18 protein-coding genes and 2 pseudogenes are annotated in these 25,515 nt (G+C 71.7%); 12 read left to right on the top strand and 8 right to left on the bottom strand.

From position 1 onward, the window contains the following. Positions 1–62: 62 nt before the first annotated feature. Positions 63–1,382, bottom strand: coding sequence for a radical SAM protein (locus tag ACIQVL_RS10290; protein WP_403475009.1), 1,320 nt, complete (start codon positions 1,380–1,382; stop codon positions 63–65). Between the two features lie 58 nt (positions 1,383–1,440). Beyond that, positions 1,441–2,115 (bottom strand): pyridoxamine 5'-phosphate oxidase family protein, encoded by a 675-nt coding sequence (locus ACIQVL_RS10295; RefSeq protein ID WP_403475010.1) that lies wholly within the window; start codon positions 2,113–2,115, stop codon positions 1,441–1,443. A 245-nt stretch (positions 2,116–2,360) separates the two neighbouring features. Between ACIQVL_RS10295 and ACIQVL_RS10300 the strand changes: the two genes are divergently transcribed. Further along, positions 2,361–3,086 carry a dienelactone hydrolase family protein gene (locus tag ACIQVL_RS10300; RefSeq protein WP_403430152.1) on the top strand — a complete coding sequence of 242 codons (726 nt, stop codon included), beginning with the start codon at positions 2,361–2,363 and terminating at the stop codon, positions 3,084–3,086. Positions 3,087–3,173: 87 nt separating this feature from the next. On the opposite strand, the gene ACIQVL_RS10305 is transcribed toward ACIQVL_RS10300, so the two are convergent. Together ACIQVL_RS10305 and ACIQVL_RS10310 are read right to left on the bottom strand one after the other, a co-directional pair. Further along, complete coding sequence (locus tag ACIQVL_RS10305) at positions 3,174–4,253, bottom strand: LacI family DNA-binding transcriptional regulator (protein WP_403430154.1); 1,080 nt, start codon at positions 4,251–4,253, stop codon at positions 3,174–3,176. Positions 4,254–4,303: 50 nt separating this feature from the next. Next, a complete protein-coding gene (locus ACIQVL_RS10310; RefSeq protein ID WP_403475011.1) occupies positions 4,304–5,311 on the bottom strand; it encodes a hydroxyacid dehydrogenase in 1,008 nt (335 codons plus the stop codon). 162 nt (positions 5,312–5,473) lie between these two features. Between ACIQVL_RS10310 and ACIQVL_RS10315 the strand changes: the two genes are divergently transcribed. The 5 genes from ACIQVL_RS10315 to ACIQVL_RS10335 all read left to right on the top strand — a co-directional run bounded on the left by ACIQVL_RS10315 (position 5,474) and on the right by ACIQVL_RS10335 (position 10,842). Then, on the top strand, positions 5,474–6,727 hold the full coding sequence (locus ACIQVL_RS10315; RefSeq protein WP_403475012.1) for an FAD-binding protein: 1,254 nt from the start codon (positions 5,474–5,476) through the stop codon (positions 6,725–6,727). An 82-nt stretch (positions 6,728–6,809) separates the two neighbouring features. Continuing rightward, positions 6,810–8,045, top strand: a complete 1,236-nt coding sequence (locus ACIQVL_RS10320) for an ROK family transcriptional regulator (protein WP_403430159.1) — start codon at positions 6,810–6,812, stop codon at positions 8,043–8,045. Positions 8,046–8,229: 184 nt separating this feature from the next. Further along, entirely contained in the window at positions 8,230–9,231 is a 1,002-nt protein-coding gene (locus ACIQVL_RS10325) for an ATP-binding cassette domain-containing protein (protein WP_403475013.1), read from the top strand. Position 9,232: 1 nt separating this feature from the next. Then, positions 9,233–10,036: an ABC transporter permease gene (locus ACIQVL_RS10330; RefSeq protein WP_403475014.1), complete on the top strand. Its 804-nt coding sequence runs from the start codon at positions 9,233–9,235 to the stop codon at positions 10,034–10,036. A gap of 5 nt (positions 10,037–10,041) precedes the next feature. Continuing rightward, positions 10,042–10,842, top strand: a complete 801-nt coding sequence (locus ACIQVL_RS10335) for an ABC transporter permease (protein WP_403430164.1) — start codon at positions 10,042–10,044, stop codon at positions 10,840–10,842. 15 nt (positions 10,843–10,857) lie between these two features. On the opposite strand, the gene ACIQVL_RS10340 is transcribed toward ACIQVL_RS10335, so the two are convergent. Further along, the gene (locus ACIQVL_RS10340) at positions 10,858–12,120 is read right to left on the bottom strand and encodes an MFS transporter (protein ID WP_403430166.1); all 1,263 of its coding nucleotides are present in this window, start codon (positions 12,118–12,120) and stop codon (positions 10,858–10,860) included. Between the two features lie 116 nt (positions 12,121–12,236). Between ACIQVL_RS10340 and ACIQVL_RS10345 the strand changes: the two genes are divergently transcribed. The 4 genes from ACIQVL_RS10345 to ACIQVL_RS10360 all read left to right on the top strand — a co-directional run bounded on the left by ACIQVL_RS10345 (position 12,237) and on the right by ACIQVL_RS10360 (position 16,137). Beyond that, positions 12,237–12,827: a TetR/AcrR family transcriptional regulator gene (locus ACIQVL_RS10345; RefSeq protein WP_403475015.1), complete on the top strand. Its 591-nt coding sequence runs from the start codon at positions 12,237–12,239 to the stop codon at positions 12,825–12,827. Further along, positions 12,820–13,500, top strand: a complete 681-nt coding sequence (locus ACIQVL_RS10350) for an alpha/beta fold hydrolase (RefSeq protein ID WP_403475016.1) — start codon at positions 12,820–12,822, stop codon at positions 13,498–13,500. Before ACIQVL_RS10345 ends, ACIQVL_RS10350 begins: the two co-directional genes overlap by 8 nt. Positions 13,501–13,732: 232 nt before the next feature. Continuing rightward, positions 13,733–14,701: an alpha/beta hydrolase gene (locus ACIQVL_RS10355; protein WP_403475017.1), complete on the top strand. Its 969-nt coding sequence runs from the start codon at positions 13,733–13,735 to the stop codon at positions 14,699–14,701. Positions 14,702–14,754: 53 nt separating this feature from the next. Further along, a complete protein-coding gene (locus ACIQVL_RS10360; protein WP_403475018.1) occupies positions 14,755–16,137 on the top strand; it encodes a hypothetical protein in 1,383 nt (460 codons plus the stop codon). Here the strand turns inward: ACIQVL_RS10360 and ACIQVL_RS10365 are convergent. The 3 genes and pseudogenes from ACIQVL_RS10365 to ACIQVL_RS10375 all read right to left on the bottom strand — a co-directional run. Next, positions 16,127–18,106: a PE-PGRS family protein gene (locus ACIQVL_RS10365; protein ID WP_403475019.1), complete on the bottom strand. Its 1,980-nt coding sequence runs from the start codon at positions 18,104–18,106 to the stop codon at positions 16,127–16,129. The two genes, ACIQVL_RS10360 and ACIQVL_RS10365, sit on opposite strands and share 11 nt — an antisense overlap. 24 nt (positions 18,107–18,130) lie before the next feature. Continuing rightward, a complete protein-coding gene (locus tag ACIQVL_RS10370) occupies positions 18,131–19,828 on the bottom strand; it encodes a DUF2264 domain-containing protein (RefSeq protein WP_403475020.1) in 1,698 nt (565 codons plus the stop codon). A 105-nt stretch (positions 19,829–19,933) separates the two neighbouring features. After that, positions 19,934–20,359, bottom strand: a pseudogene (locus tag ACIQVL_RS10375) (carbohydrate esterase); the annotation flags it as partial. A gap of 368 nt (positions 20,360–20,727) precedes the next feature. Here ACIQVL_RS10375 and ACIQVL_RS10380 point away from each other — a divergent pair. Next, positions 20,728–20,844, top strand: a pseudogene (locus tag ACIQVL_RS10380) (hypothetical protein); the annotation flags it as partial. Positions 20,845–21,145: 301 nt separating this feature from the next. Beyond that, on the top strand, positions 21,146–24,793 hold the full coding sequence (locus tag ACIQVL_RS10385; RefSeq protein ID WP_403475021.1) for a LamG-like jellyroll fold domain-containing protein: 3,648 nt from the start codon (positions 21,146–21,148) through the stop codon (positions 24,791–24,793). Positions 24,794–25,515 lie beyond the last annotated feature (722 nt).

The raw sequence follows: 25,515 nt of genomic DNA on the forward strand, positions 1-25,515 counted from the left end.
AGTACGGACAGCGACCGCGTTTCGACTCACCGTTCCCGGAAGTCTCCTGAACCCGCCGGGTGTCACGCCTTCGCCGGTTCCTCGGCGGGCAGGCTGTCCATGAAGGAGCTGACGGAGAAGACGGCCCGGCCGGGGCCGGGCTCGCCGTAACCGGGCGGGGAGGAGAGGCCGAAGTCCTCCATCGTCTGGCGGTAGGCCTGCAGCAGCCGGATGTGGTACTCCAGCGGGGCGCCGTGCGGGTTGGCCTTGCCGAGCGGGGTGGTCGGCTCCGGGCACCAGGTGGTGAAGCGGGGCGTGATGCCCTGGGACATGAAGAAGCGGAGCCCCTCGGTGGTCGACGCGATCGCCTCGTCGACGGTCTTGAACCCGAACGGCTCGGCCATCTCCACGCCGGCCACGAAGTTGGGGATCACGTTCCGCGCACCGAAGATCTCGGCGGAGTCCAGGATCCGCCTGTGCCACTCGTCCCGGCCGACGTACCGCTCCTTGCCCGGGCAGTACATCTTGAACAGGTACTCGTCCCACACCTCGTAGTTGGGGTGGTAGATCTGCACGCCGTAGTCCTTGAACCGCTGCACGTCGTCGCGCGGCAGCGCCTGCGCGACCACCTTGCCGATCCACCGCCCCGGGAACCGCTCCTCGATGGCCTTGGCGTAGTGGCCGTAGAAGTCGGCCTCGTCGCGCCCCGAGACCGTCTTGGTGATCGCGCCGCCGGTCAGCGTGTAGGCGGTGGACGCCTTGGCGGTGTCGTAGCGGTCGATGATCTCCAGGGCTTCGAGGACCTCCTCGACGTCCTTCACGCCCGTGTACGGCCGCCCGGCCGCCTTGTGCTGGCGCCAGTTGTGGTTGATGTCGCAGTACTGGCACTCCTCCTTGGCGCCGAAGTACTGGCAGACCCGGAAGACGGTGAGGTAGATCAGGTAGCCCCACTGGATGGTCGGGGCGACCTCCATCACGGACTTCCCGTTGGAGAGCTTGTGCCGGTAGTACTCCGGCATCGGCGGCACGCCGACGTCGGCGATCCGCTTCCCGTCGAGGTAGAGCCCGAGGATGCCCTCGTCGTCGGCGGCCACCCGGTACGGCGAGGCGGGGTTCACCCGCACCGACACCACGGTCCGCCGCAGGTCGTACGGGCCGCCGGTGAGGATGATCTCCTCCGGCGGGCGGCGCAGCGCGGCCTCGCCCAGCTCGGGCAGGGTGCCGTGGTCGAAGGAGAAGATGAAGTACGACTTCGGCTTCACCTCGCCGCTCTCGTTGTCGCTCAGGGCGGACGGGTCGAAGGCCACACCGCCCCGGAGCAGGTCCTCCTTGAAGACGGCTTCCCTTGGTACGTGCGGGAACCTCTCCATCAGATCCTCGACCAGCGCGGTACGGCTGCCCATCCCGTGTCTCCTCCCGGCTCAGGCGTTCAGCTCCTCACGGTATGCCCCCGCCTCGCCGTCAGCCGTGCCGGGTCCCCTCTCGGCGCGCGATGTGTCCCGGTACGGGGGTGTCCGGGGGCAGTACGGGGTCCGTCACCGGCGCTCCCCAGGCCGAGGTCAGCGGCAGGACGCCGGCCCACAGCCCCAGCTCCGCGTCCGGTCCGTCGCCGTCCTCCGGCGCGCCGGTACGGATCTTGACGGAGGCCTCTGCCAGGGAGAGGGCGAGGAGCGTGGTGGCCGCGAGTTCCCTGCGGTTCGGCAGCCGGGCGTACGACCACTGGCCCGGGGCCGTGTGTTCGGTGAGCAGGCGCAGCCCCGCCAGTTTCTCCTCCGGGTCGGTCACCTTGCGGGCCGTGCCGTGGATCACCGCGCTGCGGTAGTTGACCCCGTGCTCGAAGACGGACCGCGCCAGCACCAGGCCGTCGACGTGCGTCACGGTGACGCACACCGGGGTCCCGCCCGCGAGACTGCGGCTGGCGACCGAGCCGTGCAGGTACAGCTGCCGCTCGTCCCGCCCGTACACCGTCGGCACGACCAGCGGCCGCCCCTCGGCCACCACCCCCAGATGGCAGACGAACCCGGCGTCGAGGATCGCCTCCAGATCGGCCCGGTCGAGGCTGCCCTGCTCACGCAGCCGGCGATGGCGGGTCAGGTCGGTGGCCGGGAGGCGCGGGGGCAGCGGGTCGGGCGTCATACCCGCACGCTACCGATATCGCGACATGATGGCCACATCTTCAACGATCTCAGCAATGAGATGGACCATGAACAACGAAATCCGCAGTCCACGCTCCGTACACTCAGCCGTCGGCAACCCGCTTTCCCGGACTGAGAAAACGATCACGATGCGGCGCCCCCGAGTGCGCGAGGAAGGCCCGCGCTGTTCTGCCGGCGGCAGAACAGCGGCCCGACCGGACTCGCCGATCACTACCGTCCAGTCGCATGACGATGATCACCACGCGCACGGTCGAGTACCCGGCCGACGGTCTGACGATGACCGGGCACCTCGCACTCCCGGCCGGGGTCGATCGCCGGCCCGCGGTGCTGCTCGGGCCGGAGGGCATGGGGCTCAGCGACGTGGAGCGCCGCCGGGCCGACGCGCTCGCCGGGCTGGGATACGTGGCGCTGGCCTTCGACCTGCACGGCGGGCGTTATTTGGGTGACCCCGAGGAGATGCTGGCCCGTTGCCTGCCGCTGCTCGCCGACCCCGACCGGATGCGGGGCATCGGTCATGCGGCGCTCGACGTGTTGCGCGCCGAGCCGCGGACCGACCCCGACCGGATCGCCGCCGTCGGCTACGGCACCGGGGGCGCCGTCGGGCTGGAACTCGGGCGCGACGGCGTCGACCTGCGCGCGATCGGGACAGTCAACGCGCTGACCACGGGCCGGCCGGGCGAGGCGGCACGCATTCGCTGCCCGGTGTGGGCCGGGGTCGGCTCGGAGGACCCGATCATGCCGCCCGCGCAACGGGCCGCGTTCACCGCCGAGATGCAGGCCGCGGGCGTCGACTGGCGCCTCGTGGTCTACGGCGGCGCCCTGCACGCCTTCCACCACCCGCCGGTCGACCACCCCGTGGTCCCCGGCGTCGGCTACCACCCACGGCACGCGCAGCGAGCCTGGCACGACGTCGTCGGCCTGCTCGCCGAGTGCCTGACCGCAACGGGGTGATCTGGTCGACAGCGGAAGCCGGACGGCGCGGACGTCACGGGGTTGCGGGGGATGCGTACCCGGCCGGCGTGTCCGTCCGTGGTCCGGTCAGCGACGCCGTGTCGACTCCCGCAGCACCACATGTGTCCCGAGCACCAGATGCTGCCCGTCCGGCAGCTCGTCGCGGTGCAGGGCCAGGCGGACGGCGGCGCGGCCCAGTTCCTCCTGGGGTACGTGGACCGTGGTGAGCGTCGGGTAGACGTCCCGGGCGACCGGGATGTCGTCGTAGCCGGCCACGGCGATGTCGTCGGGGATGCGGCGGCCGGACTCCCGCAGGGCCTGGATCACGCCGGTGGCGATCATGTCGGTGGCCGCGAAGATCGCGGTGAAGTCGCGCCCGGAGGCGAGGAGTTCGCGGGTCGCCTGGTAGCCGTAGGAGCGGGAGAAGACGCCGTCGAGGACGAGGCCGGGGTCCGGGACGAGGCCGAGGAGTTCGTGGGCGCGGGTGAAGCCGGCGATGCGCTGGGCGCTGGTGGACAGTCCGGGCACCCGGCCGAGGTAGGCGATGCGCCGGTGGCCGCCGGAGAGGAGGTGGCCGGTGAGGGCGAAGGCGCCGCCCTCGTTGTCGTAGTCGACGACCGTGGCCGGGACGCCGGGGCCGAGCGGCGGGCGGCCGACGAGCACCAGCCGGGAGCCGGACCGGTCCAGGGCGTGCGCGAAGTGGGTCATCCGGTCGTGGTAGGCCCTGTCCTCCAGGGCGCCGCCCACCACGATCACCGCGTCGGCGCGCTGCTCCCGCATGGTCTCCACGACGGCGAGGATGCGGCGCGGGTCGCCGTGCGTGGTGCACAGCATGCACAGCCGGCCCTCCGCCGAGGCCTGCTCCTCGACCCCGCGGGCGATGTGCGCGTAGAAGGGGCCGGTGACGTCGTCGACGACGAAGGCGACCGTGTTGTTGGTGGCGCCGCCGAGGGCGCGGGCGTGCGCGTTGACCACGTAGTCCAGCTCGCGCATGGCCTTCAGGACCCTGGCGCGGGTGGTGGCGGCCACCGGGTAGGTGCCGCCGAGGACCCGGGAGACGGTCGACGCGGAGACCCCGGCCCGCGCGGCCACGTCCCGAACCGTCGAGGCGTCCCCGTTCGGCGCCGGCTGTGTCCGCTTCGCCACCGCGCGGCTCCCCTTCGTCATGTGTTCAGGTCACCCTACGAGACCGCCGGAGGGGCCCGGCGGACGGCCCGTCACGCGGCCCGCTCCAGGGCCGAGTGGTCGACGGCGTGCAGGAGACCGGCACCGGTGAGCAGCCGGCCGGCCTCCTCGACGACGGTGAGGCCGAGCCGTGCCAGCTCGTTGCCCTGCGAGCCCGCCAGGTGCGGGGTGAGGAAGGCGCCCGGAAGGTCGAAGAGGGGGGAGTCGGCGGGCAGCGGCTCCGGGTCGGTCACGTCGAGGATCGCGGTCAGGCGGCCGGTGCGCAGCTCCTCGGCCAGGGCGTCGTGGTCGAGGAGGGCGCCGCGCGCGGTGTTGATCAGCACTGATCCGGCCGGCATCAGGGCGAGTTCGCGGGCGCCGAGGAGATGCCGGGTCTCCGGGGTCTGGGGGGCGTGCACGGTGACGATGTCCGAGCTGCGCAGCAGGTCGTCGAGGGGCAGCAGGGGGACGCCGAGCCGGGCGGCCTCCGCCGCGTCCACGTAGGGGTCGGCGAGGGCGACCGACAGGTCGTGGGGGTGGAGGAGTTCGATGAGGCGGCGGCCGATGCGGGAGGCGCCGACGATGCCGACCCGGCGGTGGAAGTTGCCGATGCCGGGGACGATGCCGCCGTAGGGGAAGGCCCGGTGAGTGCGCAGCAGGTCGCGGAGGGCGAAGACGTCCTTCCCGGCGAGCAGGATCATCGCCAGGGTGTACTCGGCGACCGGCAGTGCGTTGGCGGCGGCGGCCGAGGAGACGGCGATGCCGCGCCGCCACACCTCGGGCGTGGTGAAGCCCTTGACCGAGCCGGCCGCGTGCAGCACCGCCCGGAGTTTCGGCGCCGCGTCCAGGGCGGCCGTGTCCAGGACCGGGCAGCCCCAGCCGGTGACCAGGACCTCGGTGCGGGCGAGCGTCTCCCGTATCCGGGGGTCGGTGAAGTCGTGCGCCACCAGAGTGGGATCGATTTCTACGCACTCGCGCAGCCGCGCGAGCACCTCCGGCGGGAAGACGTGCGGCACGTTCTGGGCTGTCATGGCGAACAATGCCTGGGGACGCTCGGGCAAGGAAGTGACCTTCCGGCTCGGTGACGCGCGGATAGCAACCGGTCTCTACCGTAGGTCTCGGCGAATGAGAGGGTCAATGGACAGGCACTGCCCGGCGGGGACGGACACTGCTCACAGGACGGCCGGCACTCTCCGGCGCACGACAGGGATGGGACGGCAGAGATGACGGATCCGGCGCAGACGGTCACCAACTGGGCGCGGAACATCACGTACACCGCCAAGGAGTTCCACCGCCCGCACTCGCTCGACGCGCTGCGGTCACTGGTGGCCGGCAGTGCCCGGGTGCGGGTGCTGGGCAGCGGGCACTCGTTCAACCGCATCGCCGACCCGGGCCCGGACGGCGTACTGGTCTCGCTCGCCGGGCTGCCGCCGGTCGTCGAGGTGGACACCGCGGCCCGTACGGTCCGGGTCGCGGGCGGGGTCCGGTACGCCGAGCTCGCCCGCACGGTCCACGCGCACGGCCTCGCGCTGCCCAACATGGCCTCGCTGCCGCACATCTCGGTGGCCGGCTCGGTCGCCACCGGCACGCACGGCTCGGGGGTGGCCAACGGATCGCTCGCGGCGCCGGTACGGGAGGTGGAGCTGGTCCTCGCCGACGGCTCGCCGCTGACGATCGCACGGGGGGAGGCCGGGTTCGAGGGGGCGGTGACCTCGCTGGGGGCGCTGGGGGCCGCCACCGCGCTCACCCTGGACCTGGAGGCGGCCTATGACATGGCGCAGACCGTGTACACCGAACTGCCCCTGGACGGCCTGGACTTCCCCGCCGTCTCCGGCGCCGCCTACAGCGTCAGCCTGTTCACCGACTGGCGGGAACCGGGCTTCCGGCAGGTGTGGGTGAAGCGGCGCACCGACCGGCCCGCCACGGAGTTCGAGTGGGCCGCGCCCGCGACCGAGGCGATGCACCCGATGCCGGGCATGCCGGCCGGCAACTGCACCCAGCAGTTCGGAGTGCCGGGGCCCTGGCACGAGCGGCTGCCGCACTTCCGGGCGGAGTTCACGCCGAGCAGCGGGGACGAGCTCCAGTCCGAGTACCTGCTGCCGAGGACGGCGGCCCTCGACGCGCTGCACGCCGTCGACGCCGTCCGGCAGACGGTCTCCCCGCTCCTGCAGACCTGCGAGGTGCGGACGATCGCCGCCGATCCGCAGTGGCTCAGCCCCGCCCACGGCCGCGACTCGGTCGCCCTGCACTTCACCTGGGTGGACGACCTGGCGGCCGTGCTGCCCGTGGTGCGCCGGCTGGAGGAGGCGCTGGAGCCGTTCGGCCCGCGGCCGCACTGGGGCAAGGTCTTCGCCGTCCCGGCGGCGGACGTGCGCGAACGGTATCCGCGCCTCGGCGAGTTCCGCGCCCTGGCCCGGGACCTGGACCCCGACGGGAAGTTCGCGAACCCCTTCGTGGCGGATCTCCTGGACGGCTGACGGACGTGACCGGACCGACTTAATCAAACCCTTAGCGTAATGCCTTGTCGAAAGCGCTTCCCAGGCCATAGCCTTGCGCCGCGTGAAGCACACATCACGTGACATCCGCACCGCGAACCGCTACGAGGTACTGCGGCACATCATCGCCGAGTCTCCCACCTCCCGGCAGGAGCTGGCGGCCGTCACCGGGCTGAGCCTGGCCACGGTCGCCACCCTCGTCGGGGAGCTGCTGGAGCTGCGGATGATCACGGAGGTCGGCTTCGAGGACTCGGCGGGCGGCCGGCCCCGGGGGCTTGTCGCGGTCAACGCCTCGGGGGGCGCGCTGATCGGCGTGGACATAGCCGAGACGTACGTCCACGTCGAGCTGTTCGACCTGGCCCTGAACGTGCTGGCCCGCGCCGAGGAGGACATGCGCCCCGGCGCGAACCGGCCGGAGCAGGTGGTCGGCCAGGTGGCCGCGGCGGTCGGCGCGGTGGTGGCGCAGGCCGGGATCGAGGGCGCCCGGGTGCTGGGCGTCGGGGTGAGCGTGCCGGGCCAGGTGGACCGGGCCACCGGCATCGCCGAGTACGCGCCCAACTGGGACTGGCACGACGTGCCGTTGCTCGACCTGCTCTCCGAACACATCGCCTACCCCCTGCACCTGGACAACCCGCTGCGGGCGTGTGCGGTGGCCGAGCAGTGGTTCGGGGCGGCGCGGGGGCGCGGGGACACCGTGGTGGTGAACCTCGGGACCGGGGTCGGTGCCGGGCTCGCGCTCGGCGGCGGGCTGCACCGGGGGGTCAGCAACAGCGCCGGGGAGTGGGGGCACACGACGCTCGTCCTGGACGGGCGGCCGTGCCACTGCGGCAACCACGGCTGCGTCGAGACGTACGTGGGCGCCCCCGGCATCATGCTCAACCTGCGGGAGCTGAGCCCGCAGAGCCCGCTGCTGCACCCGGAGGACCAGACGGCCACCGTGGGCGCGCTGGCCCGGGGGCTGGCGGACGGCGATCCGGTCGCGGTCGCGGTGGTACGGGACACGGCCCGTTACATCGGCGCCGGGATCGCCAACCTGGTCAATCTGCTCAACCCCGAACTGGTCGTGCTCAGCAGCTGGGTGGCCCGCGGGCTCGGCGAGCCGCTGCTGGCGGAGGTGCGCGAGGCGGTCCGGCGGCACGCGCTGGGGCGGCCGTTCGCCGCCACCGAGATCGTCCTCTCCCCCATCCCCACCGACCCGGTCTGCCTGGGCGCGGCCACGTTCGCCCTGGAGGGCGCGCTGCGGTCGGTGGGCCTGCGCAACGGGGGACGTCCGGGCCGCACCGTGCCGGCCGCCCGCTGACCGGCCCGGTCGTCGCGGCCGTGGACGGCGCCGTCCCGCCGGTGGTCGAACAGTCCAAATCGCGGCTCGATTAATCCATTGCCGGGCTCCTCGGCGCTCTGCGACCGTCGTGGCGTATCCGCGGCCGGTCGGCCTCCCAAACCGACCGGCCGTACGTCGTGCACGGAACGAGGGAGTACCCAGCGTGGCCGGAACCATCGAGGTCCGCGGTCTGTCCCGCACCTTCCACACCACCGTCCGGCGCCCGGGTTTCGCGGGCGCCCTGCGGTCCCTGGTCAACCCCGAACGCGTCGAGAAACAGGCGGTCTCCGACATCACCTTCGACGTCGCGCAGGGCGAACTCCTCGCCCTGCTCGGCCCGAACGGTGCGGGCAAGTCGACCACCATCAAGATGCTCACCGGCATTCTCACCCCGACCTCCGGCGAGGCCCGGGTCGCGGGCGTGGTGCCGTACCGGGAGCGGGAGCGCAACGCCCGCAACATCGGGGCGGTGTTCGGGCAGCGGACCCAGCTGTGGTGGGACCTGCCGGTGCGGGAGTCGTTCGCGATCCTGCGGGACATCTACGAGGTGCCGACGGCCGAACACGGGGCGCGGCTGCGGGAGTTCGACGGCCTTCTGGAACTCTCCGCCTTCTGGGACACCCGGGTGCGGCACCTCTCGCTCGGCCAGCGGGTGCGCTGCGACCTGGCCGCCGCGCTGCTGCACGACCCGCCGGTCGTCTTCCTGGACGAGCCGACCATCGGCATGGACGTGGTGGTCAAGGAGCAGGTCCGCGAGTTCCTGCGGTACCAGGTGGCCGAGCGCGGCCGTACCGTGCTGCTGACCACGCACGACATGACCGAGGTGGAGCGGCTCGCCGAGCGGGTGGTGCTGGTCAACCACGGGCGGCTGGTGCTGGACGGCTCGCTGGACGAGATGCGGCGCCGGTTCGGCTCGACCTGGCAGGTGCGGGCCACGCTCGCCGACGCGCACACGCCGGTCGTCCCGCTGCCCGGCATCACCCTGGTGCGCCGGGAGGGCCCGCAGGTGGTGTTCGGCCCGGACGGTCCGGCCGCGCCCACGGTCCACGAGGCGCTGAAGCTGGTCATCGAGCGGCACGAGGTGACCGGCGTGGCGGTGGACGAGGCGGACCTGGAGGACGTGATGCGGGCGGCATACGCGCAGGCGAAGGCCGAGGCGGTCTGAGATGGCCCTCCTGTACGCCTGGCGCGCCGCCCGGGTCACCCCGCTCGGCGAGCTGTACACCCCGCCCCGGATGACCGGGGTCCTGCTCCGGCTCACCGTGCAGGTGGTGCTGGTCGCCTCGCTGTGGCGGGGCCTGTACTCCCAGTCGGGTACGACCGCTGGTCTGGACCGCGGCCAGGCCGTCACCTACGCGGTGCTGGCCGTGCTCGCCTCCCGGCTGCGGGAGCTGGACCAGTACGCGGGCCGGGACTCCGTGATGCAGCACATGCACTTCGGCACGATCGTCTACTGGTACCTGCGCCCGCTGCCGCCCCAGCGCTACCACGCGCTGCGCGCGGTCGGCGAGCAACTGTACGGGCTTGCCTGGGCGTCAGGGGGATACGTGGTCTGTCTGGCGGCCGGGGTGGTGGATCCGCCGCGGTCGGCCGCAGTGGCGGCGGTCTTCGCGCTCAGCCTGCTGCTCGGCCAACTGGTCCTCTACTACGTCATGCTCCTCATCGACCAGTTCTGCTTCTGGACGCTGCGCAACAGCGCGGCGATGCTGATCCTGGTCTTCGCGCAGAACCTGCTGTCCGGGGTGTACGCGCCGCTCTGGTTCTTCCCGCACTGGTTCATCACGCTCAGCTCCTTCCTGCCCTTCCAGGCGACGCTGAGCGTGCCGCTGTCGCTGTACGTGGGCCGGATCCCGCTGTCGGACGCCGGCCTGCAGCTCGGCGTCCAGGCCGGCTGGGTCGTGGCGCTGTGTCTCTTCACCCGTTTCGTGTGGCGGCGTGCCGCCCGCCGTGTCATCTCCCAGGGAGGCTGAGGCCGTTGAACGCCGTCCGGATCGCCTGGCGCATCACGCGCCTCAACTTCCGTGCCCAGCTGGAGTACCGCACGGAGTTCCTGATGATGATCGCGATCGGCGCCGTCTGGCAGGTGTCGGTGATCGTGTTCGCGACCGTGCTGCTCACCCGGTTCTCCGGGATGGGCGGCTGGGACAGCTCGGACGTCCTGCTCATCCCGGCGACGCGGATGCTGGCGCACGGTCTGTTCGTCCTGGTCCTGGGCCGGGTGCACGGGGTGGGCCGGTACATCCAGGAAGGCAGGATCGACGCCTATCTGCTGCGCCCGATGCCCGTGTACCGGCAGGTGCAGCTGGAGTACTTCCCCACCAACGCCATCGGTGACCTGACCGTGGCCGCGGGCCTGATGGCGGGCGCGCTCGGCCGCAGCCACCTCGACTGGACGGCGGGCCGGGTCTCGTACCTGATCGCGGCGGTCCTGGGCGGGATGCTGCTGGAGGCGGCCCTGTTCACGGTGGTCGCGTGCGCCTCGCTGCGCTACCCGGCCGCCGACTACTGGAGCCGCTGGCTGGAGGAGCTCCTCGGCACCTTCGGCAGCTACCCCCTCAACGTCCTCCCGAGGGCGGTCGGGGGCCTCCTCACCTACGGCCTCCCGCTCGCCTTCGTCGCCTACTTCCCGGCGGCCGTGCTCACCGGTCACGGCCACTCCACCGGCGCCCCCTACTGGCTGGCGGCCGCCTCCCCGCTCCTGGGACTGCTCGCCTACCTGGCCGCCCGGCTGCTGTGGCGGTGGGCCCTGGGGCACTACACGGGGGTGAACGGCTGACGTTCCCCGCCCGGGTCAGGTGCGCCCCGCGCCACGGATCGGGGTGCACAGGCCCGCGAGGGCGATCAGGGTGCAGCAGGCTCCGGCCGCGGCGGCCACGGGGGTGGTGCCGTAACGCTCGGCCGCCCAGGTGAGGACGGCCGCCCCGACCGGGGCCAGCGAGTACTGGAGGGTCCAGTGCGCCGAGGTGACCCGGCCGAGGAGGGGTTCGGGGGTGATCTCCTGGCGCAGTGACATCGAGCAGGTGCCCGCCATGCCCACACAGGCCAGGTAGACCGCGGTCACGACGGCCACGGCGGGCACCGTGTGCAGCCGGCCGAGCCCGGCGAAGGCCAGTCCGCACACCGCGGTCGTGCCGATCCAGGTCGGCCCGAAGCCGAACCGCCGGCGGAGCCGGGCGACCAGCAGCGCCCCGGTGATCGTACCGACCGCGCCGACCGCCAGCACGGTGCCGACCGTCCCGTCGTCGTGGCCGAGATCGTGCTTCAGGTGGTAGATCAGCAGGTCGTTGATGCCGAGGGTGAGGAAGCTGAAGACGCAGAGGAGCCCGGTGAGCGAGCGCAGCACGGGATGGCGGACGAGGTACGCGATCCCGGTGCGCAGGTCGCGCCCCAGGCCGGTGTCCTTGGGCACGCGCTCGTCTCCGGCGCGCTCCCGCAGCCGTACGAAGAGCAGGCAGCTCGCCGACACCGCGTAGCTCGCCGCGTCCACGGCCACCGCGTCGGCCGGTCCCGTCCAGGCGGCGATCAGGCCCGCGCCCAGCGGGCCCAGGACGCCGGCCGCGGCCGCCGTGGCGTTCAACCGGCCGTTGGCCTCCGTGAGCCGGCCGGTGCCGACGAGTCCGCGCACGACGGTGACGTACCCGACGGCGAAGACCATCCCGACGGCCTCGCACAGGGGCAGGACCACGTACAGGAGCCACAGCTGCGGCCCGGCGAGCCAGACGAGCGGGACCAGGCCGTAGAGGACCATCCGGACCAGGTCGCAGGCGATGAGGAGCCTGCGTCGGTCGACCCGGTCCACCACCACGCCGGCGAAGACCGCCGCCAGCACCATCGCGGCCCCGCCGACACCGGTGAGCAGGCCCATCCGGGCCACCGAGCCGGTCGCCTGGAGTACCAGCAGGGGCAGTGCGATCAGGCTGAACGAGTCGCCGAGCACGGAGAGGGTCTGGGCGAGCCAGAAGAACCCGAAGTCCCGCTGCCGCCAGAGTGGTCGGCCGTCCGCCGCGCGCCGCCGCGCCGCCGTCCGCGCCACCCGCCGCGCGCCGTGTGCCACGGCTCCCCCTTCCGCCTCTGCGCAACCCTATGCCGCCGGGCAGCCGCCATAATCACTTGCCACCAAAACCTAGAGGTCCTAGCTTTTTGGCTTGGAACCCTGACTGGAGGCGTCACATGGCACGTGCCGGGATCACCGCCGACCGGCTGGTCGCGGCGGCGGCCGAGCTGGCCGACGAGGCCGGCTTCGAGCAGGTCTCGCTGTCCGCGCTGGCCCGCCGCTTCGGCGTGCGGGACGCGAGCCTCTACTCGCACGTCCGCAGCCTCCAGGACCTGCGCCACCGGCTCGCCCTGCGCGCGGGCGGCGAGATGATCGACGGGATCGCCGTCGCCGTGGCCGGCCGTTCCGGGCGGGACGCGCTGGCCGCCTACGCCGACGCCTACCGCGCGTACGCGCTCGCCCACCCCGGCCGCTACGCGGCGACCCGGATCCGTATCGACCCCACGCTCGTCGACCCGGGCAACACCGCCATGCGCCGCACGGTGGAGATCACCTACGGCATGCTGCGCGGCTACGGCCTGGCCGAGCCCGATCTCACCGACGCCGTACGCCTGTTGCGCGCCACCTTCCACGGCTACTGCGCCCTGGAGGCCTCGGGCGGCTTCAACGCGCCGCGCGCGGTCCGCGCCTCCTGGGAGCGGGCGATCGACGCCCTGCACATCGCACTGCGCAACTGGCCCCGCGAGGAGACCGACCACCATGGCTGACCTGCACCACGACGTCACCGGCAGCGGCCCCGTGCTGCTCGTGCTCCCCGGCGGGGCCGGGCACCCCATGGGCCTGGGCCCCTTCACGGAACGGCTCGCCCCGCACTTCACGGTCGTGACGTACGACCCGCTGGGCCTCGCCCACGGCCACCTCGGGGACCCCGTCGCCGACCAGAGCGTGCGGGACTGGAGCGAGGGCGCGCACCGGGTGCTGGAGGAGGTGCTGGGGGCGAGCGAGTCGGCGTACGTCTTCGGTACCAGCTCCGGCGGCATCGCCGCCCTCGACCTGTCGGCCCGCCACCCGGACCGGCTCCGGCACGTCGTCGCGCACGAGCCGCCGTGCGTCACGCTGCTGCCGGACGGTGAGCGGCTGCGCACCGAGCTGATCGAGCAGCTCGACGCCGCCCGCCCGGCCCCCGGGACCCCGATGGCCGTCTTCCTCGCCCACGTCCTCCGCCCCTTCACCGCCTACCGCCCGCCGGCCGCCCTGCCCCGCCTCACGATCGCGGCCGGGACCGACTCGAAGGGCCAACTCCTGTACCGCACCGCGGAGTCCGTCGCCGAGCACACCGGCGCGGCCTTCGCGGAGTTCCCCGGCGGGCACCTCGGCGTCCTGGAGGACCCGGCCGGGTTCGCCGACCGGGTCGGGCGGACACTGCTCGGGACCGGGTGACCCGGCAGGGGTGACACGGAGCTACCGGCCGCACACCTGGAATGCAGTGACGGAGCAGCCGTGATTATGGTGGACGGTAGGTCGTCACCGAGGGGCTGACCCAGGGCGCAGGCTCCGCCGGCCACCGCACGGCGCCGTCGCGGCGCGATGCCCGTCAGCCTTGTGCGCTCGGCGCCATGCCCTTCCAGGACTTCCCGACCACGCCGTTCTCGGATATCCAGGGAGCATTCCCATGGCTGACCAGACCGCCTCGATCGTCCTCGAACCCGAAGCACGGGCACTCGCCGAAGCGACCTCCCACCACCCGTTCCTGTACGAGCTGGACCCCGCCGCGGCGCGCAAGGTCCTCGACGACCTCCAGGCCGCGCCGGTCGACAAGCTGCCGGTCGACGAGGAGTGGATCACCGTGCCGGCCGCCGTGGGCGATGTACGGGTACGCATCGTCAGACCGCAGGGTGCCACCGGAATGCTGCCCGTCGTGCTGTACATGCACGGCGGCGGCTGGGTCCTGGGCAACGCCGGCACCCACGACCGCCTGGTGCGGGAACTGGCGGTCGGGGCCCGCGCGGCCGTGGTCTTCGTGGAGTACACCCCGTCGCCCGAGGCCCACTACCCGGTGGCCATCGAGCAGGGCTACGCGACCGCGCAGTGGATCGTCCGCGAGGGGGCCGCCAAGGGGCTGGACGCACGGCGCATGGCGGTGGCCGGGGAATCGGTGGGCGGGAACATGACGGCCGCACTCGCCCTCATGGCCAAGGAGCGCGGCGACGTCACGTTCGTACAGCAGTCGATGTACTACCCGGTCACGGACGCGGCCATGAACACCGGTTCCTACGACCAGTTCGCCGACGGCTACTACCTGAGCCGCACGCTGATGGAGTGGTTCTGGGACGCCTACACGACCGACCCGGACCAGCGTGCGGAGATCACCGCCTCGCCCAACCAGGCCACCACCGAGCAGCTCTCCGACCTGCCGCCCGCTCTGCTGATCGTCGACGAGGCCGACGTGCTGCGCGACGAGGGCGAGGCGTACGCCGCCAAGCTCCGCGCGGCCGACGTTCCGGTGACGACGGTGCGCTACGACGGCACGGTCCACGACTTCATGATGCTCAACTCGCTCAGCAGCTCCGAGGCCGCCCGCGGCGCGATCGACCAGGCCACGACGTTCCTGCGCAACGCCCTCGGCACCGACCAGGACTAGGGCGACCTCCGGAGGCACGGCAACCTTCCGGGACCCGGCGGCGACCACAGGGCATGACTTCCGCACCACGCACCACACGTCACCGCCGGGTCCGTGTCTTCCGCAAGCCCGCGATCGGGCTCCTCGCGGCCGGCGGCCTGCTGGCCGGCGCCTGGTACGCCACCGCCGGCGCGGCGACGGCCCCGAACCTCGAGGTCACGTCCACGGCGGTGAGCCTCGGCGCCAAGTACCCCTACCTCTCCGCCGGTTACAACAACACGCGGGAGTGGAACCGCACCGCCACCGCGGTCGCCCCCGACGGCACGCTGCGGGTCGCCTGGCCCGCCGCCGACGGGGTGCACGTCACCCCGCTCACCGCGGCCGGCAAGCGGTCCGGCGCCGACACGGTCGTCAAGGGCGCCAAGGAGGTCGGCGGCCTGGTCGCCCACACCGACGGGTTCGCGCTGCTCACCCGGGTCGCCGACACCAACAAGTGGAAGGAGACGGCCGCCGCGATCGTCCGCTACACGGGCGGCAGGCGGACCTGGACCACCAAGCTCACCGGCACCGCCTCGCACGACACCTCCCCCACCCTCGACGGGCAACTCACCTGGAACGGCTCGAAGTACGGCGCCTACTTCGTGGTGCACGGCGCCGGCGGCTTCGCCGACGGGCACTTCGGCGACAAGCTGTCGTACGTCAGCGCCGGGGGCAAGAAGCTGAGCGGCGGCTGGAGTTGGGGCTGCTCCCACAACGAGGGCATCGCCCTGCACGCCGAGACCTCCGGCGCCTTCACCTCCCTCTGCTTCGACGACTGGCGCTCGGGCCTGTTCGTCTCCACCGGCATCGGCGCCCCGGACACGGCCCCGGTCGTGCAGCGGGAGCAGTGCTGGGCGGGGTACTGCGGCGGCACCTTCCCCGGCCGCACCGGCGACCTCGTCGAGTCGTCCACCGGCAGGTACGCGACCGCGTTCGCCTCCCGGGGCGCGGCCTCCGCGAAGAAGAACCCGGCCGACAGCAGCGGCCGCGGCTGGACGGTCACCCCGAGGACCGCCACCCACCAGGTCGCCGTCGCCTTCCTCAAGAACCGCAACTCCGGGCCCGGCAAGGCGATCTACCTCACCAGCGCCAGGACCGTGGAGAACGTCAACGTCCACCTCGCCCCCTACGGCAAGGACAAGCTCCTTGTCTCCTGGGAGTCCCTGAAGAACGCCAAGTGCTCGGCCGGCACCTGCACCGGCACCTTCACGGGCACACACCTGCGGCTGATCAACTGGAGCGGTGACTTCGTCAGCGCGGGCCAGGTGGTGAGCGCGCGGATCACCGGTGACCTCGCGGTCCTCAAGGACGGCTCCCTCACCTGGGCCTACGCGCCGGTCACCCCGAGCTACGGCAGCCCGCTCAGCGGCGCGTCCCCGACCACGACGACGCTGCGGATCGCCCGCCTCACGCCGTGACGCCCGCAGCCCTGCGGACCGACTCGGTCATCCGGCGCATGACCTCGACGGGCAGCGCCGGATTACGGGCGGCCGTCTCGGCACCGTCGCCGCGCAGCAGCCCCGTCAGGAGCCGTACCGGGAGGTTCGGATGGAGGGCCGCCGCCTGCCGTACGTGCTCATGAGGGTCCGCCAGCAGCCGCGCGGCGGCGACGGCGGGCAGCCGGGGGTCGGTCGCGGCACGGTGGCGCACCTCGTCACTGGGGTCGCGGCTGAGCCGGTCCACCAGAGCGGGCGTGGACTCGGGGTCGTCCAGGGCCAGTCGGCGCATCCGAGGGCTCGGGTCGTCCGCGTACCGCAGCAGGCCGTGGCGGGGGAAGTTCGGGTGGCCGCGAGGGCGGTCGGGGTTGGTCAGGCTGCCGGTCCACCACCGCCACACCCGCAGCAGCGTCTCGGGCGGCGTGTCGTCGCAGGACTCGGCGAGGAAGAGCTGTACGACCCGGTCCTCGTCGTCGGCGAGACGGGCGAGCGCGTCCGGCGGCAGGTGCCGGGCGCGGGCGACGCTTCTGCGCACGAGGGGGTGCGCGGAGGCGGCAAGGCGGCTCATGGCCGCCGGGTCTTCGTGGAGCGCCATGACCCAGTCGAGCGGCCCGTAGTGGCCGCCCGGATCGAAGTCGACGGGGATGCCGGCGCGTTGCTCCTCGGTGAGGTCGGCACGGACGGACACGGACCACCGGACCCACGGGTCCGGGTCGCCGGCGAGCAGGGCGACCAGGTCGGGTTCCAGGTGCGGATTCGACGCGAGGGAGCGGCGCTCGTCCGCGTCCCCGTGGCGGGCCAGGTGCTCGGCGAGTGCGCGCTCCGGTCGGCAGCTCTCCAGCACCTCACGCTTGACGTCCCCGGACTCGTACACCGACCGGGGCATCGGGTGGTCCCGATGGTGCAGCGACAACGCCCGCTCGCGCACCCTGTCGTGCGGGTCGGCCAGGAGCGCTGTCCGGGCCGCGGCGTCGAGATGCGGCCAGGCGGTCGCGCAGGCCACCGCCCGCACCCCGCCGTCGGGGTCGTCGGACAGGGCGACCGCCAGGTCGGCAGGCAGGTTCTCGAGGCGCGCGGCCTCGCAGCGCACCCGGGCCGAGGGATCGGCGGCGAGCCTGCGGCAGATGTCGTCCGGCAGCTCGGCCCGGCGGTCGGCAGCCAGAAGGGTGAGGATCCAGCGAGGCTTCTCGTCCTCCTCGGCCGCGATGACACGCGCCCACTGCTCGGGCGTGATGTTCGGCTGGACCTCGGCCGCATGCGCCCGTGTCTTCCAGTCCGGGTCGGCCAGCATCGTGTCCACGACGTCCGTCGGCATAGCGCCGTACATGGCGTAGGAGGACCTCTTCAGCAGCAGCGGCCGCAGGTCCTTCGGGGTGGCCGGGTTGAGCGAGAGACCGCTCGCCCAGGAGTCCAGCAGCTTCTCCGTCGGGCCGGGCCCCCGGAACAGCGCCTCCCAGGCGGCCGCCCGCTCCTCCTCGGTCTCCGCGGCGGCCTCCCGCGCGGCCGCCTCCTGCCGCTCCCTGATCCGGTCGACGGCGACCAGCCAGACCGTGTACTCCTCCGTCGTGGCTCCCACCAGGGCGTCGCCGTCCAGGGAGAGCGTCGAGAACTCGGGCCGTCCGGGCCGCTCACCGAAGACTCCGGCGAGGTCCCAGCCGTCGGTGAGCCGGACCCGTATCCAGCGCCTGTGCCCGTTGCCGTGGAAGTCGACGAGGAAGACCCCGTCACCGTCGAGCAGGCCCGCCTCGGACGCCAACCGGTGCCACTGCGCGTTGAGTTCCGCGACCGGATCGGGCAGGTCGAGCGCGACCTCCACGGTCGGCTCCGCCTCCCACGCGATCACGTGCCGCCACGCAACCGGCGGCGGCACCACCTCCTCGACACACGGTTCCGCCACCAGCTCGAGCCCGGCCCGCCCCAGCAGTTCGGCCAGTTCTTCTCTCCACCCCATGATCGGCATCATGCCCGACACGGCTCAGCCCCGCCCGATGTGCTCCACATCCGCTCCGTCGCCCTGCCACCGAACCCGCAGCCCGACACCCCCGCCCCACAGAACAGTCAACTCCCGATCCCCGTCGGCGCGTACCGTCACCGTCTCCCCCAAGGGCTCGGCATCCACCGCCCCGGTGAGCCGGCTCAGGGCGACGAACAGGGTCGGGCCCTCCCCCGTGACCCCGGTCAGCGCGCCGTCGAGGCCGACAGCGGGCAGCAGTTCGGCCCGCAGCCCCTCGGGGGCCGACCACCCGGTCACCCGGACCGGCGTCCCCGCCTCGGCCCCGGCCACCAGGAAGGCCCGTACCTCCACCGCCCCGTGCACGAGCACCGCGCTCGTCACCCGGGCGCCCGAACCGGACGCATGCCGCGACGCCGCCCAGCCCTCCCCCACGCCCAGCGGCTCGATCCGCGTGCGGCTCGGGTCGTCGCCGACGATCACGCTGTTGTCGTACGACGCCGAGGGCGCGGTCACGGTCGAGTAGCCGAGCCGGGTGTAGTACGGGTCGTAGCGGACGTCCTCGCTGCCGTGGTTGTGGAGGCGGACGACGCCGTCCGAACGCGTCGACTGGAGCAGCCAGTTGGCGGGCGTGATCGGGGTGACCGCGTCGGTGCGCTCCGCCGGGCCCGGTTCCTCCGGCGCCGTCCACACCTCGTGCTCCGGCGGCAGCAGCAGGCCGAGGAAGCCCTTGCTCGCCCAGTACGGGGAGGCCGGGCCCGAATAGCCTTGCAGGACGGTGGTGTCGGGGCCGTGCCAGCCGAGGGTCAGGAGTCCGTGGGCGTCCACCGCGCCCCGGTCCAGGAAGTACTTGAGCGCTCCGGAGGCCAGACGCCGGGTCTCCCCGGGGGACAGGGGCGTGCGGCCGGTGAGCGCGCCCAGCCACAGCGGGGCCGTGGTCGCGAAGCGGTACGTGAGGGAGCGGCCCTGGTGCATGGGGGCGCCGTCGCCGCCGAACAGGCGGGCGTAGTCGGCGAGATGGCGTTCCAGGCGGCCGCCGTACAGGTCGAGCAGCTTGTCGTCGTCGGCGAGCCAGGCGTGCAGTACCGGGTAGAGGTGCATCGCCCAGCCGTTGTAGTAGTCGTACTTGCGGCCGTCGCCGTCCGTGTACCAGCCGTCGCCGGTGTACCAGTCCTCGATGCGGGCCAGGCCGCGGTCGACCGCCCGGTGCGCGGCCTCCGGCTCGTGGCCGACCTCGGCCAGGAAGCCGCCGACGGTCACCGGGAACAACTCCCAGTTGCAGGGCCAGGGTTCGGCGGTCAGCGCGTCGGTGAGCCAGGCCGCCGCGCGCTGTCGGGCGCCGTCGTCGAGCCGGTCCCAGAGCAGGGGGCGGGTCAGGCGCAGGGCGAGGGCGATCGAGGCGGCCTCGACCAGCGGCTGGCTGCGGTCCTCGATGCGCGGCCAGACGCCCGACACACCGGCCGCGAGTCCGTCCGCGTACCGCTGGAGCGCGGTCTCGTCGCGGCGGAAGGCGGCGAGGAGCAGGGTGCGGGCGTAGCCCTCCAGGCCGTCGGAGAGGCTACCCGACCAGCTCTGGTGGTCGCCGGGGAGGTGGTAGAGGGCGCGGTCCGGGGTGGCGTACGGCTCGACGGCGGCGAGCAGCGCGTCGGCCGCGGCCTCCCAGTGGGCGCGGGTGTAGCCGGTGCGCGGGCTGAGGCCGCGGTCCTCGGGAGGCAGCTGCATCGGGGCTCTTTCTCGCTCGTACCAGAACTCGTACCGGACCTCGTAGCGGAGCTCGTACCACGTGAACCTGGGGCGCCCCGGTTCCGGTCGGGACGCCCCAGGCGTTCATCCCGCCCGCACGGTGTCCCGGGGCACCAGGTGCTGGGCGAGCAGTTCGTCACGCACCAGGCCCGCGTAGACGGTGGCTCCGTACGCGGAGGTGTGCGTGTTGTCCTTCTTCTCGTTGTACAGGTACAGCGCCTTGGAGCCCTCCACCCCGAGGGACTCCACCAGCGCCTTGGTCTTCGCCGTGAGGTCGATCAGCGGAACGTCCTCGGCGGCGGCGACCGAGCGGATCACCTCAGGATGATTGACGCCGAGCCCGTTGACCAGAAGGGCGATGTCATTGTTCAGCGTGCCGTCGGCGTTGAACCAGCGGCGCACGATGGGTGTGACCAGCACCGGGCGCCCGCCCTTCGCCCGTACGCCCGCCACCAGCGTCTGCAGATTCGCGCGGTAGGTCACCTCGTCGGTCGAAGTATCGTCGTCGGCTTCTCCAGGTTCAGGTGGTGTCCCCGAGAAGACGCTCTGCCGCCACCGGCCGGACGCGACAGCGACGCTGATCGCCGAAGCCCCGAGTAGGAAACCGATGAGACCCGTCAATGCACCAGCCGGGACACGCGCCGGCCTCCACCAAGACCTTTGACAGCCTCACACGAGTACGCCCAGTGCCCGACGCGGAACAGCGGCGCGGGAGCAGTCAGCCGGTACTTCACCACTACCTCGATGCTCCCGCCATAGAGCCGGCAAATGGTAGCAGGAATGTGAGAAAGGAGCCCCCACAGGGAGCAACAAAGCCCATCCGAACTGGGCATTTAGCTTGATCACTAGATTCCAATCCAGGACTGCGGGTGTGTCAATTTCCGTACAGCAACGGCCCCACCGAGGGCGTCAACACCAAGACCAAACGGATCGCGCGCCAGATGCACGGACGAGCAGGCTTCACCCTGCTCCGGCACCGCATCCTCCTCGGATAACAGCACGCTCCGTCACCACCGAATGTGAGACAGGGCCGTTAAATTGACACACCCCCGGCCACGCGAAGCTGACGCCTCATCAGGTCAAAGAGTCTGGGCGATGCTCTCTACCGCCATGACGAAAGAAGATCAACGTGATGGACGACACCGTTGACCATCGCTCAAGATCCACACATGATCCTCACAGCTCTTGGTAAGAAAAAATTAAGGACGGGGTGGGGTCGTGTTCACGCGACAACGGCGGCATGGCTGGCGCCAGGTGATGCGAAGCGGGGCGGTAATTGTCGCGCTCCTGGGGGGTATGGTCCCAGCGGCCGGGGTCGCGGGCGCGACGCGGGCGCTCGCCGATGACGGGGCGACTGCGGCAGCCGCCGACCCCACTGCGGAGTCGAGGGCGAGCGCTCTCGCGGCGAAGACCGGCGAGCGCGTGGCCGTTGACGCGGCGACCACCGAGTCGTCCCAGGTGTTCGCCAATCCCGACGGCACTTTCACTCAGGAGATGAACGCCGCTCCGGTCCGTGCCCGCGAGGATGACGGCGCCTGGGCCCCCATCGACACCACCCTCACCCGCGACGCCGACGGCTCGGTGCGGGCGAAGAACACGACCACCGACCTCATCTTCTCGGGCGGCGGCAGCAGCGACAAGCTGATCACGCTGAAGGACGGCGGGCGCGAGCTGAAGCTCGGCTGGCCCACCGCGCTTCCCGAGCCCCGACTCGACGGCGCCACGGCTACCTATCCTGGAGTGCTCCCCGACGTCGATCTGCAGCTGACCGCGCTGAGCACCGGCTACACCTCGGTGCTCGTGGTTAAGACCGCGGAGGCGGCTAAGAACCCGGCACTGGCGACGATCAGGATGACGGTCTCCGGTGACGGACTGGACATCGCACCCACCGCCGACGGCGGCTTCGTCGCCCATGATGCCGAGGGCACACCGGTCTTTGAGAGCCCGGCGGGGCGGATGTGGGACTCTGCGGGAGACAGCCCGGCCGGCCCGTCCGGTGTTGGCACCCAGCTGATGCGGACGACTTCCGAGACCTCCGGGGCCGAGGAGACGGGCCCGATGCCCGAGGCCAAGGGCGAGCCGGCCCCTTCGGAGGGTCCCGGGAGCGGTGACGCGGCGGCAGAGTTGCCGCTCAAGGTGACCGGTACGACCCTGGAGATCACCCCCGATCCGACACTGCTGCACGGTGCGGACACGGTCTTCCCGCTGTACATCGACCCCCCGACCAAGGGCGTCGTCCTGGGGGACTGGACGGCGCTGGCCTCCAACGGCACCAAGTACTGGAAGTTCGACGGGGACAAGGGCGTGGGGCGCTGCTCCAACTACGCCGGTTACCTCTGCTCGAACACCCCGTACACCCAGCGCATGTACTTCGAGTACCCGCTGTCCTCGATCCACGGCAAGAAGGTCCTGGACGCGACGCTGGAGGTCTATCAGGTCTGGACGTTCACCTGTGATCCGCACTGGTACGACCTGAGCCATGTCACCAAGACCATCTCCTCCAGCACCACCTGGTCGAGCCGCCCGGCAGCGGACGACCTGATGGGCGACCGGAACGTGGCCTACGGCCGAGGCTCTCTGTGCAGCCCGTCGCAGCCGGCGAACTGGGTGCGCTTCAGCGACAACGTAGGCGAGGAGACCAACGAGAACCTGACCCCCACCCTGGCCTCGGCCGCCGCGAACAAGGATCCGCAGATCACGTTCTCGCTGACCGCGCACGACGAGTCCGACGCAGCCTCCTGGGCACGCTTCCGCAACGACGCCAAGCTGTCGGTGACCTACGTGTCCTACCCGGGCAAGCCGACCTCGTACGGCGTCCAGCAGGGCAACACCGGGCAGGTCTGCAACCCCTCCACGTCGCCCTTCGTCACCAGCACCACCAAACCGAAGATGCTGGCCCAAGTGCAGTCCGCCGACGGCTCCAACGCCCAGCTGCGCGCCGCGTTCGAGGTGTGGAAGGCAGACGGCTCCAGCCGCGTCTGGTCTGCGAACTCGCCGGACGCCGCCTGGGTGGCCGACAACGCGACACGCGACGCGACCACCAGCGCCCTTGCACCGCAGACGGACTACCGGATGCGGGTCAAGACGCAGGCGTACTACAAGACGGACCGCGGAGACACCGGCGTACTGGACTCGTCCTGGTCGTCGTCCTGGTGCTACTTCCGGGTCGACACCGACTCACCGCCGCCCCCGGTGGTGACGAGCACCGACTACAAGCCGGCCGAGACCGACCCCGCCGCGGGCGGCGTGGGCACACCCGGCAAGTTCACCTTCACCCCCGGGGACAGCGACCCGGTCGCGGCCGGGGTCCAGTCCGACGTCGTCAGCTACCAGTGGAAGCTGAACAGCGGCAAACTCTCCGACCCGATCCCCGTCCCCAAGGGCGGCTCCACCACCCAGTCGATCCCACCGAACCAGGCCGGTGAGAACACCCTCCAGGTCTTCGCCTACGACGCGGCGAAGCACAGCTCCCTGACCGGCTACTACAGCTTCCTGGTGAAGGGGGCCGAAAAGGCCGCTGGTATCTGGCACCTGGACAACGCCCTCACCGATACCACCGAAGCCACCCAGCACCCGCTGACCGGTTCGGGTGCCACGTGGGACACCCTGGCTCGCAGCGGCTTGGGCGCGGCGAAGTTCAACGGCACGAGCGCCTACCTGGCCAGCTCCGGCGCGGTGCTGGACACCACCAAGTCCTTCACCGTCTCGGCCTGGGCACGTCTGACGAAGAAGGACGTCAACTACACCGTCCTGTCGCAGGCCGGCACGAACGCCTCCGGGTTCCAGCTGTACTACTCGACTGCCTACAACGCCTGGATCTTCAACCGCCACCAGACCGATGTCGTGGAACCCGCCATCACCCGCTCGGTCGGCACCAAACCGCCGGTCCTCAATGTCTGGACGCACCTGACGGGCGTCTACGACGCGGCGGCGAACACCATCCAGCTCTACGTCAACGGCGTCCCGCAGACCACGCCGGTGCCGTTCCCGGCCAGCCCGTGGAAGGCGTCCGGCAACCTCCAGGTCGGACGGCTGTGGCACGCCGCGACCGGCAAGGAGTACTTCTCTGGGACCATCGACGAGGTCAAGGTCTGGTCCCGAGCGCTCGCGGACACCGAGGTCGCCCACGAGGCCTGGCTGGAGGATGAGGACCTCAGCGACGGCACCGCCGGCGACCCGGTCCCCGCGCTCGTCGCCAAATGGGACGCCGCAGACATGGCGAACGCCACCGGCACCACGGTCAAGGACACCAGCGGCTTCGGCCGTAACCTCACCCTCAACGGGGCCGCGCTCACTCAGATCACCACGGGCGACCCGGACATCGGCGAAGAGGTCACCACCACGCAGACGATGACCCTGAACGGCACCAGCGCGTACGCCACCGCGACCGGCCCGGTCGTCGACGACTCCGGTTCGTTCACCGCGACCGCCTGGGTCACACTGGACCCCGCGAAGCTCGCCGACACCAGCAAGTCGTACGCGGTGCAGGTGTTCGGTCAGTCGGGGACCAGCCAGTCCTCCTGGGGTGTCTGGTACGAGCAGTCGGCCGGCAGCACCGACGGACGGTGGACATTCGGCCGACCTGCTACGGACGGCACCGGTGCTGCCTGGACCACGAGCGAGTCCACCGCAGTCAAAAGGGCCCAGCTGGGCGTCCCCGTCATGCTGACGGTCGTCCACGACGCCCAGGCCGCGGCCGACCCCGACGACACCTCCAAACTCGGCGGACTCAAGCTCTACGTCGACAGCGCGCTGATGGGCGACGAGGACGGCATCCCGTTCTCGACCCCCTGGCAGGGCTCCGGGGCATTCGAGATCGGCCGGGCGAAGATCAACGGCGCCGCCGCACGCTACTTCCCCGGATCGATCGACAGCGTCCGCGTCTGGGCCGGCGCCACCTCCACCGACACGATCGCCAACCGGCGCAACACCGAACAGCGGTAATAACCAGGGGCAGGGGCGGGCCTCTGCGGCCGTCCTTGCCCCCACCATGCGCTGTTCCGCTCACACCACTGCGCACTCCTCACCGACGCGCTGCCGAGCCCGGCGTCCTCGGAGAACCGGCCGTCCGCCGAACAACTCTGCCTCTATCCACGAAACGGGGAAATCATTGTCCTCATCACCCTTGCGTCCACTCCTGCCAGGAGCTGTCGTACGCCGCTGGCTCGGCCGTGGCGCGCTGGTCCTTTCCCTGGCCGTCCTGCCACAGGTCGCCGTCCCTTCGGGATACGACTTCGCTGCACAGGCCCAGCCTTCGACGGCCCGCAAGCCGTTGGAGGACCAGCCCAACGCGAAGACGGACAAGGTGGGCGTGCTCAGACCCGGCATGTCCAAGGCGCCGAAGGACAAGGCCGCCCCCGCCTCCCGCAAGACGCGTGAACGGCTGCAGAAGGCCGCATGGCCGAAGACGGGAAGAGCCACCGCCGACGTCCCGGCTACGGGCAGAACATCGGTCGCCGTCGGTGGACTCGACGTAAAGCTGGCCCAGGTGCCCGCTGCGAGGACCAGGGGCAAGACCAGAACCGGTGGGAAGGCTACCGGTCCGGCCGAGAAGGTAGCGCTCCGCGTACACCCCCGGTCAGCGGCGAAGAAGGCCGGCGTCAACGGCGTTGTGCTCACCCTCGACCCGGCGGGCGCCGCATCCAAAAAGCAGTCCGGAGACAGCG

Origin of the sequence: Streptomyces sp. NPDC090499 (assembly GCF_044769305.1) — a bacterium.
Classification (GTDB): Bacteria; Actinomycetota; Actinomycetes; order Streptomycetales; family Streptomycetaceae; genus Streptomyces.

Bases quoted from the DNA above. Each gene is read 5' to 3' on its own strand.
- ACIQVL_RS10355 (WP_403475017.1), top strand. From the start codon at position 13,733: ATGGCTGACCAGACCGCCTCGATCGTCCTCGAACCCGAAGCACGGGCA.
- ACIQVL_RS10360 (WP_403475018.1), top strand. From the start codon at position 14,755: ATGACTTCCGCACCACGCACCACACGTCACCGCCGGGTCCGTGTCTTC.
- ACIQVL_RS10300 (WP_403430152.1), top strand. From the start codon at position 2,361: ATGACGATGATCACCACGCGCACGGTCGAGTACCCGGCCGACGGTCTG.
- ACIQVL_RS10315 (WP_403475012.1), top strand. From the start codon at position 5,474: ATGACGGATCCGGCGCAGACGGTCACCAACTGGGCGCGGAACATCACG.
- ACIQVL_RS10365 (WP_403475019.1), bottom strand. From the start codon at position 18,106: ATGGGGTGGAGAGAAGAACTGGCCGAACTGCTGGGGCGGGCCGGGCTC.
- ACIQVL_RS10345 (WP_403475015.1), top strand. From the start codon at position 12,237: ATGGCACGTGCCGGGATCACCGCCGACCGGCTGGTCGCGGCGGCGGCC.
- ACIQVL_RS10385 (WP_403475021.1), top strand. From the start codon at position 21,146: ATGGTCCCAGCGGCCGGGGTCGCGGGCGCGACGCGGGCGCTCGCCGAT.
- ACIQVL_RS10295 (WP_403475010.1), bottom strand. From the start codon at position 2,115: ATGACGCCCGACCCGCTGCCCCCGCGCCTCCCGGCCACCGACCTGACC.
- ACIQVL_RS10370 (WP_403475020.1), bottom strand. From the start codon at position 19,828: ATGCAGCTGCCTCCCGAGGACCGCGGCCTCAGCCCGCGCACCGGCTAC.
- ACIQVL_RS10305 (WP_403430154.1), bottom strand. From the start codon at position 4,253: ATGACGAAGGGGAGCCGCGCGGTGGCGAAGCGGACACAGCCGGCGCCG.
- ACIQVL_RS10350 (WP_403475016.1), top strand. From the start codon at position 12,820: ATGGCTGACCTGCACCACGACGTCACCGGCAGCGGCCCCGTGCTGCTC.
- ACIQVL_RS10290 (WP_403475009.1), bottom strand. From the start codon at position 1,382: ATGGGCAGCCGTACCGCGCTGGTCGAGGATCTGATGGAGAGGTTCCCG.
- ACIQVL_RS10330 (WP_403475014.1), top strand. From the start codon at position 9,233: ATGGCCCTCCTGTACGCCTGGCGCGCCGCCCGGGTCACCCCGCTCGGC.